We start from the raw sequence: 12,850 nt of genomic DNA, 5'->3' as shown, positions 1-12,850 counted from the left end.
GCTCAGCGCCGACCGAACAATCTTTCGATATCGGTGAGCTTCAGTTCGACATAGGTCGGGCGGCCATGATTGCACTGGCCGGAATGGGGCGTCACTTCCATCTCGCGCAGGAGCGCATTCATTTCCTCGGCTGTGAGCCGGCGGCCGGAGCGCACGGAACCGTGACAGGCGATGGTGCCGCAAACGTCTTCGAGCCTTTCCTTGAGCGACAGGGCTTCATCCATCTCCGACAGATCGTCGGCGAGATCGCGCACGAGGCCCGCGACATCGAGCTTGCCGAAGATCGCCGGCACCTCACGCACGGCGACCGCGCCCGGACCGAAGCCTTCGAGCACGAAGCCGAGTTCGGAAAGTTCGCCCGCGCGTGCGACGAGGCGCTCTGCTTCCGCTTCGTCGAGTTCGACGACTTCGGGGATCAGCAACATCTGCCGCGCGACGCCGCGTTCCGCCATCGCCTTTTTCATGCGTTCATAGACAAGGCGTTCATGCGCGGCATGCTGGTCCACGATGACGATGCCATCCGCCGTCTGCGCAACAATGTAGGTCTCGTGAAGCTGACCGCGCGCAACGCCGAGCGGCAGGTTCTCGGCAGAAGGAGACGGCGCATCGGTTGCCGCCTCCATGACGACACGGGCGGCCTGCCCACCGAGATCGGCAAAGGCACCCTGCCAGCCCGGCGCGGTTTCGGCGACGCCCGGCGTCTGCATCGGCGCATAGCTGCGTGTAAATCCGCCGCCCGAAAAGACAGGCTGCGCAACAGGCCGCAGCGCGCCTAACGCGGCGTCGGCGACTGTCGTCGAAGCGCGATGCCCCGCCTCGTGCAGCGCATGGCGGAGCGCACCGACGATGAGGCCGCGCACCAGCGCCGCGTCACGGAAGCGCACTTCGGATTTCGCCGGATGCACGTTCACATCGACCTCGCGCGGATCGAGATCGACGAAGAGCGCAACCGCCGGATGACGGTCGCGTGCAAGATAGTCGGCATAGGCGCCGCGCACCGCGCCGATGACGAGCTTGTCGCGCACCGGGCGGCCATTGACGAAGAGAAACTGCATCTGGGCCGTGCCGCGATTATAGGTCGGCAAGCCGGCAAAGCCCGAAAGCGCGATACCGTCGCGCATGGCATTGATGGCAAGCGCGTTCTCCGCGAAATCGCGTCCCATGATCGCGCCGAGACGGCCGAGCCGCCCCACCTCGCCCGGCATCTCGGCTTCGAGGCGAAGAATGTTGCGTGTTTCGCTCGTGAGCGAGAAGGCAACTTCCGGATGCGCCATGGCGAGGCGCTTCACGATTTCCGTGACGGCAAGCGCTTCCGCACGCTCGCCCTTGAGAAACTTCAAGCGCGCGGGCGTGGCGAAGAAAAGATCGCGCACTTCGATGCGCGTGCCGACGGGTCCGGCGGCGGGCTCCACCGACGACACATGCCCGCCTTCGACGGTCACGCGATGCGCGGTGTCGCTGCCCGCGACGCGGGCGAGGATCGACAGACGCGCCACCGCGCCGATCGAGGGAAGTGCCTCGCCGCGAAAGCCGAGCGTCGCGATGTCGAGAAGATCCTCGCGCCCCGTCTCGTCCATGCGCAGTTTCGATGTCGCATGGCGCTCGATGGCAAGTGCGAGATCCTCTGCCGACATGCCGCAACCATCATCCGTGATGCGGATGAGCTCGCGCCCGCCGCCGGAGATGACGATGTCGATATGGCGCGCGCCCGCGTCGAGAGCATTTTCCACGAGCTCCTTCACCGCGCTCGCAGGCCGCTCCACCACTTCGCCTGCGGCGATGCGGTTGATCGTTCCCTCGCTGAGACGGTGAATGACGCCCATGGAACTATTTCATCTCCGCCAGATATTTCTTGGCGAGGATCTTGCCTTCCTCGACGGCCGGCTGATCGAAGGGATCGATGCCGAGCATCTTTCCGGCGATGATCGTCTCAAGCATGAAATGCATGAGCAGCGCGCCGAGCGTGCGTTCGCAAAGCGTCCCGAGCTTGAAGGTGCGGACCGGGCGACCGTTGCGGATCAGCGTATCGACCGTGGCGCGCGCCTCGGCATCGACGAGATCGCCGATGTGGTGGCCCGCGAGCGACGCGAAAGCAGGTTCATCCGCAAAGCTTTCCGCGACCTCCAACCCCTCGCCCGCCGTTTCGGTCAGGAAAACCGAATACATCTTGTCCTTCGGTCCGCCGAGATAGAGCTGCAACTGGCTGTGCTGATCGACCGGTCCGATGGCGCGTACGGGCGTGGTGCCGTGGCCGCTCTTGCCGAGGCTCTCCGCCCAAAGCTGCGCGTGCCAGGCAAGGAAGCGTTCCAGCCGGTCGGCATAGGCCATGAAGACCGAAAGGTTCGCGCCTTTCTCGCGCTGCAACGCCAGCGACAGGGCGGCGCCCACGGCGGGCGCCACTTCGGCTGCGGGCTTGCCGGCGAGAATCGGCGCCAGCACTTCGCCCGCGCCGGCGCGCACGGCTTCGACATCAAGGCCGAGAATATGCGCCGGAAGCAGGCCCACATTGGTCAGCACCGAATAGCGGCCGCCGACTCCGGTGTCGTGCTCCAGCGTCGCGAAGCCGTATTTCTCGGCAAGCGCGCGTAGTGGATTGGCCTTGCCGTGCTGCGCGGGCTCGGTCAGCACCACGAAATGATGCTTCATGTATTTTCCGCCGCCCGCTTTTTCGATGGCGGTCATCGCGGCCAGCGTCTGGATCGAGGTCTCGACCGTTCCGCCCGACTTCGAGACGACGAGGAAGCGCGTCGTCCTGAGATCGCAGGACGAGATCGCGGCCTGCATGGTCTGGGCATCGAGATTGTCGAGGAAGAAGATTCGCGGGCTCTTCTGCACATGGCCCTGCGTGCCCCAGCTCGTCAGCTGGGCAAGCGCCTGCCCGCCGAGCGATGAGCCGCCCGTGCCGAGTACGAAGAGATCGGTCGTATTGTCGAGAAGCTTTGCCGCCGCGGCGCGCAAGGGCTCGAGGTCGTGCTTGCGCTCGGGCAGATGCAGCAGCGCAAGCGAACTGTCGCGGTAGGACTCGCGCAACCAGGCAAGCGCGCCTTCGGCCTCTCTCAATGCACCGGCATAGGCTGCGGGGGAAAGACCGCCCGCACCGATCTTTTCCTCGAAGCAGGCATCGACATTCTGTTCGTAAGGCAGGCTCGTCTGAGACATGGCTCGCTCTTTGGTTCCGCAGCAGATGGCCCGGTTCAACCGAGAATCGGTCCGGGCGCTCCCTCGGGTTTACTGATTTAACAATAACCCTTGGTAAGCAGCATCAACAGCGATCATGACCATTTCGAGGCAGACTGCACTACTGCGAGGCGCCGGGCACCCCTTCGGTCGGCCGCCCCGTGGGCTCGGGCATGGGACGGAGCTTCGTCCCCTCGGGGAGCTTTTCCGACATGTTGGGTTCGCCAACGATCGAGACGATGAGGCCGCCGCCGGCCAGGAGTCTCTTCGCGACGCGGGCGATGTCCTCCTTCGTCACGGCTTCGATCATGGCGTTGCGGCGATCCACATAATCGATGCCGAGATTTTCGGTCTGGATGCCGATGAGCTCGTTCGCGATCTTGCCGTTGGAATTGAAGCGCAGCGGATAGGAACCCGTCAGATAGGTCTTGGCGTCGGCAAGTTCCTTGTCGGTGACGCCGCCAGCCGCCATACGCGCAAGCTCCTTGCGGATCAGCGATAGCGAAAGACCGACGCTCGCGTTCTTGGTGCCGAGTTCACCCATCATCAGCGCGCCGTGGCGGAGTGGCGCGAGATAGCTCGATACCGAATAGGCGAGGCCCCTCTTCTCGCGCACCTCTTCCATCAGCCGCGAGGAAAAGCTGCCGCCGCCAAGCACATAATTCATGATGAAGGCAGGCACGAAATCCGGATCGGCGCGCTTCAGGCCCTGTCGTCCGAAGATCACGACGCTTTGCGGGAAGGGCCGCTTCTCGACGACAATCCTGTCCTTCGCCGCCACCTTCACTTCCGAGACCTTCGGCAGTTGCGCATGCGCCGGCAGCGCGCCGAAGGTCTTGTCGAGCAGCGCCGCAAGCTCTGCGGGCGTGATCGGGCCGACGACCGCAATCTTCATGTTGTCGCGCGCGAGCACGTTGCGCTTGAAGGCGTGAAGGTCTGCCTGGGTAAGCCCGGCAAGCGACTTCAGCGTACCGTCGCTCGGACGCGCATAGGGGTGGTTGCCAAAGGCCGCCTTGTACCAGCCCTGCGCGGCGATCCAGCCGGGTTCTTCCATGTTCCGCGCAATGATGCTGGCGATCTGGGCGCGGATGCGCTCCACCGCTTCCGGGTCGAAGCGAGGTTTTGTAACCGCCAGCCCGAACAGCGCGAAAGCATCGTCACGCTTATCCGCGAGTGTCTTGAAGCTCGCCTCGAAATAATCCCGATCCTCGGAAAAACTCATGACCGCGCCGGTGGCCGCAAGCTTCTTCTGGAACGTTTCAGAATCGAGATCGCCCGCGCCTTCATCGAAGAGACCGGAGGCCAGATTGGCGAGCCCTTCCTTGCCCCTGGGATCGCTGGCGGAACCGCCCTCCCAGGAAACATTCATGACGATGACCGGCACCGCCGTTTCCTCGACGAGCCACGCCTCGATGCCGCCGGGACTCACCACGCGCTCGATCTTCATCGCTTCCGCAGGCGCGGCGACAAGGACGAAAGCCGCAAACGCGGCACAGAAAGAGAGAAGACGCCGGCGCATCATTTCTTTTCCTCCGGCAGAAGTTCGCCCGTGACCGTGTTTGCCTTGTCGAAAATTCCGTGCGCGGCGGCGAGCACATCCTCGGCGGTGACCGCGCGGATGAAGTCGGGCCACTCGAAGACCTCGCGGGCGGAAACGCCCGTCATCAACGCGCTGCCATAGGTATATGCGAGCGTCTGCTGCGTATCGCGGGCATAGATGTCGCTCGCGACAAGCTGCGTCTTTGCCCGGTCGAGTTCCTCCGCGGAGACCCCGTCCTTCAGAAGACGTGCGATCTCGGCCGCAATCGCCTTTTCGGAATCGGCAAGGTTTCCGCCGAGGCGCGGCAGCGCATAAACGCCGAAATCGCCCGCATCGAGATTGCCGCCGTCGTACCAGGACTGGACCGCGGTCGCGACCTTGTCGCGGACGACGAGCGCCTGATAGAGGCGGCTCGTGGTACCGCCGCCGAGAATTTCAGCGAGAACGTCGAGCGCGGCTGCCGCGCGAGGGCCGGCCTGGGCCTGCGAAGGCGCGGGATAGAAGCGCAACCAGGTGGGCTCCTGTACGCGCGGATCGCGCAGCGTGACACGCTCGGGCGACTGCGGCCACTGGACGGCCGGGCGTTTGGGAACATAGGTCGGAGCACGATCGCCGATGTGGCCGTAATATTTCTCGGCCAGCGGCTTCAGCTCGGCGCCGGTGATGTCGCCCGCGACGATCAGGATGGCGTTGTTCGGCGTATAGAAGCGGCGATAGAAATCGAGCGCATCGGCGGTCGAAAGCTTCTCGACTTCCGCCTTCTCGCCGATCACGTCGCGGCCATAGGGGTGCCTGCCGTAGAGCTTCGCGTTCATCGCGGATTGCAGCAGCGCCACCGGCTCATTCTCGATGCGCATGCGAAGCTCTTCGATGATGACATCGCGCTCGGGCAAGACTTCCTTGTCGGTGAGGCGCAGGCCCGTCATGCGGTCCGCCTCCATCCCCATCACGAGCGGAAGGCGGTCCTTCGCGATCGCCTGGTAATAGGCCGTGAAGTCGTAATTGGTGAAGGCGTTGTCCTGCCCGCCATTGCGGGCGACCGTCTTGGAGAACTCGCCGGGCGCGATCTTCTCCGTCCCCTTGAACATCAGATGTTCGAGGAAATGCGCGAGGCCTGTCTTGCCCGGCGTCTCGTCGGCGGCGCCGACCCGGTACCAGACCATGTGGGTGACGACCGGCGCGCGGTGATCCGGGATGACGAGTACATCCATGCCGTTGGAAAGGCGGAACATTTCCGGCGCTTGCGGATTTGGCGCGACAGGACGCGGATCGGCGCCCGGTTTCGCAGACTGAGCAACCGCCGCGGGCTGCGGCGAAAGCGTCGTCTGCGGTGCGGCGTTCGCACCGGAAGCGACGAGAACGGCCAGAATGGCCGAGGCGGTCAGATGCCGGAGGCGCAGTTCACGGGAAAGAAGCAAGCACTCGCTCCACGGCCGGAGGGGCGGGACGGAGAAGGCTCGCCTTTGGAGGCGAGCCTTCGTTCAACTTCTTTATGATGGATCGATCAGAAGATCGACGACCAGAGGCCGCTGAAGAAACCCGGCTTCTCCGGGGCCCTGGAGGGCGTTTCGCCTTCGGTAACCGGCTTGCCTTGTGCTTCGTTCTGCTCGACGCGCTTCTTTTCGGCCGCCGCATCGACCAGACGCTCATCCGGCGGCGTGCGCTGCTGCCAGAAGAGAATGTCGTCGGTGAGCTTCGCGTCCTTTTCGACCAGCGTGCGCGTTTCGTTGTTCACGACCGCGCGAATATTGGGATCGGCATCCGCAGCGCCCGTCTGGGCCAGCAGGGACTGCTCGCCCGAGCTTGCGTCGCCCGATACGGCTCCGCCTTCCTGACCGGTCAGCGCGGCCTGTGCGCGGGCCGACGGCTGCAAATTCGCTTCCTGCGGCCTCGGCGCGCCGGGCTGCGGGGGACGGAGCGAGAATTCCGGCGGGATGACGAGCGGCGCCTTGGTGACGACCGCGAACTCATCCGGCGCATCCTTGGAATAGCCGAGCGCATCCTTGATGCCGCCGCCGCCGCAACCAGCAAGCGCCAGAGACAGGGCGCCAAGCATACCCAGGCTAAAAATCCGCCTGCTCTTCAGCATTACCGTCATGTCCTTCAGCTTTGGGCCCAGTGCCGCTAGCCCTACCGGGCGTCTCAGGCACGCTCGTCCTAGCGCGCCTCGCCCTGGTCACTCTGTTCGGAGTTAACCGGTCCGAACACACCCGGAAGCACGGATTCCAGCAGGATCAGGCCGACGCCCATCACGATCCAGATATCCGCAACGTTGAAGATATACCAGTAAAAGCCGAAGGCGTGAAAACTAAAAAAGTCTGCCACGGCGCCATAGACGAAGCGGTCCAGAACATTGCCGAGCGCACCGCCGATGACGAGGCCGATGGCCACCGCACTTATCTTCAACTGCGCTTTCGCTAACCATAATCCAAGCCCGCCAACGACGAAGAGGGCGAACAGAATGAGGGCGATGCGACCGATTGTCGTTTCCGCCTGAAAGAGGCCGTAACTCACGCCCTTGTTCCAGGCCATGACGAGGTCGAAGAACGAGGTCACCTGATAGCGGCCCCGACCGGCGATCTCGAAGACATCGAGCATCCACCACTTATGGAGACGGTCGGACGCAAAGCCCAGGACGGCGACAAGGGACCCGAGCCCCGAAAGGGGGCCCCAGACCGGCCTTCCGGCAATGGAGAGCGCCATGGCTTATCCTTTTCGGCGGGCGTCGAATTCCTGAACGGCAGCGGCGTCGCGCGGGGTCAGGTCCGGAAAACCCGGCACGGAGCCCACTTCGGGAAGGATTTTCCATGAGCGCGCGCATTTCTTGCCCTGCGCGAGCTGCGGCACGACGGCGACCCCCGGCACATCCTCCAGCCTGAACGCATCGGCGGGGCCTTCTCCGTCGATGAGCCGGGCCTGAGAGGTGATCGCGATTTCGGCGAGATCGAGACCTTCCATGGCCGCGAGCAGTTCGGCATTCGTGACATAGACATCGGGCGCGGCTTCGAGGCTGGCGCCGATGCGCTTCTCGCGGCGTTCGACTTCCAGTGCGCCGGTAACGACGCGGCGAAGCTCGCGGACCTTGCGCCACTTCTCGGCCAGCGCATCATTGCGCCATTCGGCCGGCAGATCCGGGAAGAGGCGCGTATGAACCGTGCCGTCTTCCGACGGGAAGCGCGTCAGCCATGCCTCTTCCGTGGTGAAGCAGAGGATCGGCGCGAGCCATGCCGTCAGCGACATGAAGAGGTGGTCGAGCACGGTGCGGCAGGCGCGGCGGCGCGTCGACGACAGCGCGTCGCAATAGAGCGCGTCCTTGCGGATGTCGAAATAGAAGGCCGAGAGATCGACCGTCATGAAGTTCGACACCGCATGGAAGACGCGCTTGAAGTCGTAGTCATTGTAGGCCTTGCGAACCAGCTCATCGAGTTCGAACAGGCGATGCAGGATCGCGCGTTCGAGTTCCGGCATGTCCGCAAGCGGCACGCGCTCCGCATCGCTGAAGCCGGTGAGGCTGCCCAGCATGTAGCGGAAGGTGTTGCGCAGCTTGCGATAGGCCTCGACGTTCGACTTGATGATTTCCGGCCCGATGCGCTGGTCTTCCCAGTAGTCGGTGGAGGCAACCCAGAGGCGCAGAATGTCGGCGCCGTTCTGCTCGACGATCTTCTGCGGCACGATGGTGTTGCCGAGCGACTTCGACATCTTGCGGCCCTGCTCGTCCAGCGTGAAGCCGTGAGTCAGAACCTGCTTGTAGGGCGCATGGCCGCGCGTGCCGCAGCTTTCCAGCAGCGAGGAATGGAACCAGCCGCGATGCTGGTCCGAACCTTCGAGATAGAGATCGGCGGGCGAGCGCAGATCCGCGCGATCTTCGAGCACGAAGGCATGCGTGCAGCCTGAATCGAACCAGACGTCGAGAATGTCCGTGACCTTCTCGAAATCGTCGGGGTTGTAGGCCTCACCGAGGAAATAGCTCGCGGGCTTGTCGAACCAGGCATCGGCGCCTTCGGCCTTCACAGCCTCGACGATGCGATTATTGACCGCCTCGTCGCGCAGGATCGCGCCGTCGTTCTTGCCGACGAACAGCGTCAGCGGCACGCCCCAGGCGCGCTGGCGGGAGACGACCCAGTCGGGGCGGCCTTCGACCATCGAATAGATGCGGTTGCGGCCCGCGGCAGGCACGAAGCGCGTCTTGTCGATTTCAGCGAGCGCGATTTCCCGCAGGTTGTTCGTCTCCATGGAGATGAACCATTGCGGCGTGTTGCGGAAGATGAGCGGCGCCTTGGAGCGCCATGAATGCGGATAGGAATGGGTGAGCTTGCCCTGCGAGAGCAGCCTGCCCGCCTTCTGCAATTCCTCGATGACGGCGGCGTTGGCCGTTCCTTCCTTGCCCTGACGGGTCAGCACGAACTTGCCCGCGAAGAGCGGCACATGATCGTAATAGACGCCTTCGGCATTCACCGTGTCGGGAATGCCCTTCTGGCCGAAGCTCGACATCCAGAGCTCGTAGTCGTCCTGACCGTGGCCGGGCGCGATATGGACGAAGCCGGTACCCGTCTCGTCGGTGACGAAATCGCCCGCGAGCAGCGGCACGTCGAACTCATAGCCCTGACCGGCGAAGGGGTGCGCGGTGGTCGCAATCGTCGAAGGATCGACGGCCTGCTTGCGTTCCCATGCGGAAACCTTCGCCGCCTTGAACACTTCATCGGCAAGACCATCGGCCAGCACCAGAAGATCGCCAACCTGCGAAAGGCTGCCCTCGTCCACGGCTTCGATGCGATAGAGGCCGTATCCGATGGTCTTCGAGAAAGCGATGGCGCGGTTGCCCGGAATGGTCCAGGGCGTGGTGGTCCAGATGACGACGCAGGCGCCGTCGAGCTCCGCCGGACCCTTGCGGACCGGGAACTTCACGAAGATCGTGCGCGACACATGGTCGTGATATTCGACTTCGGCTTCGGCGAGCGCCGTCTTTTCGACGATGGACCACATGACCGGCTTCGAGCCGCGATAGAGGCCGCCGCCTTCGCGGGCGAATTTCAGGAATTCCTCGACGATCTTCGCTTCCGCGCCGAAGGCCATGGTGGTGTAGGGATTGTCCCAGTCGCCGGTGATGCCGAGGCGCTTGAACTCAGCCTTCTGGATTTCGATCCAGCCCGCGGCGAAGTCACGGCATTCGCGGCGGAACTCGGACGAGGGAACCTCATCCTTGTTCTTGCCCTTGGCGCGGTACTTTTCCTCGATCTGCCATTCGATCGGGAGACCGTGGCAATCCCAGCCGGGAACGTAATTGGCGTCCTTGCCCATCATCTGCTGCGAGCGGACGACGATGTCCTTCAGCGTCTTGTTGAGCGCATGGCCGATATGGATGTTGCCGTTCGCATAGGGCGGGCCGTCATGAAGGATGAAGGGCTCTCGGCCCTTGGCTTCGAGGCGCAGGCGGCCGTAAAGGTCCATCTTCTCCCAGCGGGCGAGCCATTCGGGCTCGCGCTGCGGAAGGCCTGCCTTCATCGGGAAGGGCGTTTCGGGAAGGAAGATCGTCTCGCGGTAATCGCGGGCGGGCGTTTCGTTATCGGTCTTGCTGTCGCTGGCCATCAGGGTCTCGAGCAGTTCGGGGTTTGCGTCATGGGTTCTCGTCCCGGCCCGAAGCGCTGGATCGGGGCCCTTGGGACCCTCAGCGGCAGGCCGGGCCGCTAATTCGCGCGGGCCCTATGGCAAAACGGCTCAAATGACGCATTTTCATGGGGCGCTTTCTAGCAGCAGGCCCCCTAACAGTCCAGTAAAGGGCATTTATCCCCGGCTCGGGGCAGTGGGTTAGGCTCCGGGCAGGATCGATTTGGAGGAACGGGTCATGGGTTTTCGGGTTCTGGCGCTTTTCCTGGGGCTGATGGCGCTCGCGCTCCCCCTTCCGGCGGGTGCGGGGGCCCGGCTCGACGCCATCCGGGCGGCAGGCGAGCTTCGGATCGGGCTCACCGGGGATTACAGGCCCTTTTCGGCCTTTGAGGGGGCCGAATTTTCGGGGCTCGACGTCGATCTCGGGCGTTCGCTGGCGGCTTCGCTGGGGCTCAAGCCCCGCTTCGTCAAGACGAGCTGGCCGACGCTTTCGGCGGACCTCGAGGCCAGCAAGTTCGACATCGCCATGGGCGGGGTCTCGGTGACGCCCGCGCGGGCGAAGATCGGGCTCTTTTCGGCGCCGGTCCTCAGCGACGGGAAAACGCCGATCACCCGCTGCTCGCTGGTGGAGCGGTTCCAGACGCTCAAACAGATCGACCGCCCCGGCATCCGCCTCGTCGTCAATCCGGGCGGGACCAACGAGAAATTCGCCCGCGCCCATATCCATCGCGCGACGGTGATCCTCCACAAGGACAACAGCACGATCTTCGACGAGATCGTGGCGGGCCGCGCGGACCTGATGATTACCGACGCCGTGGAAACGCGGGTGCAGTCGAAGCTCCACCCGACGCTTTGCGCCGTGCATCCCGACCGTCCCTTCGACCATGCGGAGAAGGCTTACCTCATGCCGAAGGATGAGGAATTGAAACGCGCCGTCGATTCATGGATCGCGGAGGCGAAGCGTTCGGGCGAGTTTGCGCGGGCGTGGAGGAAGTGGGTGGAGTGAAAGCCTGTCACCAACCCAACCGTCATGGCCCGCTTCATGCGGGCCATCCACGTCTGTGCCACACGCCTTGACGAAAGACGTGGATGGCCCGGACAAGCCGGGCCATGACGAGACGAGAGTCCTCAAGCCGGAATGATGCGCTCCACCGCCCTCGCCTTCAGCGCGATCTTGCCGTCGGCATTGGTGAAAGTCGCTTCCACATAGGCCTGCGTCTTCGAGACATTCACCACATGGCCTTCACAGGCGAGAATGCCTTCCGTCACGGGGCGGAAGAAATGCATCTGCAAATCGCTGGTGGTGAAATTCTGGTCGTCCTTCAGCATGGTCATCAGCGCGAAGGAGCAGGTCTGGTCGGCGAGCGTTGCGAGATAGCCGCCGAAGATCGCGACCGGGTTCATGTATTGCTGATCGACGGGCCAGTCGTAGCGGATGCGGCCGGGCTCGATCACGGTGAGCTTACCCGCATAGAGATTGAGCGCCGTCACATGCGGCGGAGCCTTTTCGACCTCGCCCGCCGCGATGCGCTTCAGGATGTTCGACCAGCTCGGCATTACTTCCCCTCGGCTGCGATGCGCGCGGCGCTGGCAAGCATTTCCGGCAAGCCGACGATCTCGTTGTAACGCTGGAAGGTGACGCGGGTATCGTCCGCGGGCAGACCCTCGCCCTTGAGAAGCGTCGCATAGACGTCCTGCAGGCGTTTCGTCACGGCGAGAAGGCTTGCCACCGGGAAGATGGCGATCTTGAAGCCGAGTTCTTCCAGAACCTTCGTCGAGAGATAGGGCGTCTTGCCGTCCTCGACCATGTTGGCGAGCAGCGGCACGCCCTTGAACGTCGTGGTAACGCGTTCAAGCTCGGCCATGTCGCGCGGCGCCTCGATGAAGAGAATGTCCGCGCCCGCCTTGAGGAAGGCTTCGCCGCGCCGCAGCGCCTCGTCGAGATCATGCGTCGCGCGGGCATCGGTGCGCGCCATGATCTTGAAGTCCTTCGAGTTGCGCGCTTCGGCGACGGCGCGGATCTTCTGCGCCGCGTCTTCGGTCGAAACGACTTCCTTGCCTTCCATATGGCCGCAGCGCTTGGGGAAGACCTGATCCTCAAGCTGGATGCATTGCGCGCCCGCCGCCTCGTAAAGCCGCGTCAGCCGCGCGGCATTGAGCGGGCCGCCATGACCATTGTCGCCATCGGCAATGAGGGGCGCAGGCATCGCCGCGTCGGCAATGGCGCGAACGCGGTCGGCCATTTCGGTGGCGGACATGAGGCCAATATCGGGCAGGCCGAGCGTGGAACCGGCGACGCCGAAGCCCGTCATGTAAACCGCGGGGCTGCCTGCCTGCGCGGCGACCTTGGCCGACAGCGCGTCATAGGCGCCGGGCGCGACGATGATGCCGGGTTCGGCGAGAAGCGTGGCGAGAGATTTGGTCTGGGTCATGCTGGGTTCCTCCGGGCGGGGACCATGGCAAAAATGGAGCGGCTTGTCATGGGCTCGACGGATTACCTCGCGTCACGCATGCCCCGCTTCCCGCCTT

Annotated in this window: 10 protein-coding genes; 1 reads left to right on the top strand and 9 read right to left on the bottom strand. The window is 64.0% G+C overall.

Translation table 11 applies throughout. The features are described 5' to 3' along the window. Positions 1–2: 2 nt before the first annotated feature. From mutL to ileS, 7 genes are all read right to left on the bottom strand, one after another. Positions 3–1,823, bottom strand: coding sequence for a DNA mismatch repair endonuclease MutL (mutL, locus tag ABFC66_RS07320; RefSeq protein ID WP_346740293.1), 1,821 nt, complete (start codon positions 1,821–1,823; stop codon positions 3–5). 4 nt (positions 1,824–1,827) lie between these two features. Further along, positions 1,828–3,159 (bottom strand): glucose-6-phosphate isomerase, encoded by a 1,332-nt coding sequence (locus ABFC66_RS07315; protein WP_346740292.1) that lies wholly within the window; start codon positions 3,157–3,159, stop codon positions 1,828–1,830. Positions 3,160–3,298: 139 nt separating this feature from the next. Beyond that, on the bottom strand, positions 3,299–4,699 hold the full coding sequence (locus ABFC66_RS07310; RefSeq protein ID WP_346740291.1) for a pitrilysin family protein: 1,401 nt from the start codon (positions 4,697–4,699) through the stop codon (positions 3,299–3,301). Then, complete coding sequence (locus ABFC66_RS07305) at positions 4,696–6,135, bottom strand: pitrilysin family protein (RefSeq protein ID WP_346740290.1); 1,440 nt, start codon at positions 6,133–6,135, stop codon at positions 4,696–4,698. Before ABFC66_RS07305 ends, ABFC66_RS07310 begins: the two co-directional genes overlap by 4 nt. Before the next feature lie 86 nt (positions 6,136–6,221). Beyond that, positions 6,222–6,773, bottom strand: coding sequence for a DUF3035 domain-containing protein (locus ABFC66_RS07300; protein ID WP_346740289.1), 552 nt, complete (start codon positions 6,771–6,773; stop codon positions 6,222–6,224). 101 nt (positions 6,774–6,874) lie between these two features. Further along, entirely contained in the window at positions 6,875–7,420 is a 546-nt protein-coding gene (gene lspA, locus ABFC66_RS07295) for a signal peptidase II (protein ID WP_346740288.1), read from the bottom strand. Between the two features lie 3 nt (positions 7,421–7,423). Continuing rightward, entirely contained in the window at positions 7,424–10,303 is a 2,880-nt protein-coding gene (gene ileS / locus ABFC66_RS07290) for an isoleucine--tRNA ligase (RefSeq protein ID WP_346740287.1), read from the bottom strand. A gap of 256 nt (positions 10,304–10,559) precedes the next feature. On the opposite strand from ileS, the gene ABFC66_RS07285 reads away from it, so the two are divergent. Next, positions 10,560–11,327, top strand: coding sequence for a transporter substrate-binding domain-containing protein (locus tag ABFC66_RS07285; RefSeq protein WP_346740286.1), 768 nt, complete (start codon positions 10,560–10,562; stop codon positions 11,325–11,327). 122 nt (positions 11,328–11,449) lie between these two features. On the opposite strand, the gene ABFC66_RS07280 is transcribed toward ABFC66_RS07285, so the two are convergent. Further along, positions 11,450–11,878 (bottom strand): PaaI family thioesterase, encoded by a 429-nt coding sequence (locus ABFC66_RS07280; protein WP_346740285.1) that lies wholly within the window; start codon positions 11,876–11,878, stop codon positions 11,450–11,452. Next, positions 11,878–12,753 carry an isocitrate lyase/PEP mutase family protein gene (locus ABFC66_RS07275; RefSeq protein WP_346740284.1) on the bottom strand — a complete coding sequence of 292 codons (876 nt, stop codon included), beginning with the start codon at positions 12,751–12,753 and terminating at the stop codon, positions 11,878–11,880. Before ABFC66_RS07275 ends, ABFC66_RS07280 begins: the two co-directional genes overlap by 1 nt. Positions 12,754–12,850: the final 97 nt, after the last annotated feature.

The organism is Parvibaculum sp. (assembly GCF_039680535.1).
Taxonomy (GTDB): domain Bacteria; phylum Pseudomonadota; class Alphaproteobacteria; order Parvibaculales; family Parvibaculaceae; genus Parvibaculum.
The sequence above is the reverse complement of the archived record's forward strand: the minus strand, read 5'-3'. Positions and strand labels throughout refer to the sequence as shown.

Bases quoted from the DNA above. Each gene is read 5' to 3' on its own strand.
- ABFC66_RS07315 (WP_346740292.1), bottom strand. From the start codon at position 3,159: ATGTCTCAGACGAGCCTGCCTTACGAACAGAATGTCGATGCCTGCTTC.
- ileS (WP_346740287.1), bottom strand. From the start codon at position 10,303: ATGGCCAGCGACAGCAAGACCGATAACGAAACGCCCGCCCGCGATTAC.
- ABFC66_RS07300 (WP_346740289.1), bottom strand. From the start codon at position 6,773: ATGCTTGGCGCCCTGTCTCTGGCGCTTGCTGGTTGCGGCGGCGGCGGC.
- ABFC66_RS07275 (WP_346740284.1), bottom strand. From the start codon at position 12,753: ATGACCCAGACCAAATCTCTCGCCACGCTTCTCGCCGAACCCGGCATC.
- ABFC66_RS07285 (WP_346740286.1), top strand. From the start codon at position 10,560: ATGGGTTTTCGGGTTCTGGCGCTTTTCCTGGGGCTGATGGCGCTCGCG.
- lspA (WP_346740288.1), bottom strand. From the start codon at position 7,420: ATGGCGCTCTCCATTGCCGGAAGGCCGGTCTGGGGCCCCCTTTCGGGG.
- mutL (WP_346740293.1), bottom strand. From the start codon at position 1,823: ATGGGCGTCATTCACCGTCTCAGCGAGGGAACGATCAACCGCATCGCC.
- ABFC66_RS07280 (WP_346740285.1), bottom strand. From the start codon at position 11,878: ATGCCGAGCTGGTCGAACATCCTGAAGCGCATCGCGGCGGGCGAGGTC.
- ABFC66_RS07310 (WP_346740291.1), bottom strand. From the start codon at position 4,699: ATGATGCGCCGGCGTCTTCTCTCTTTCTGTGCCGCGTTTGCGGCTTTC.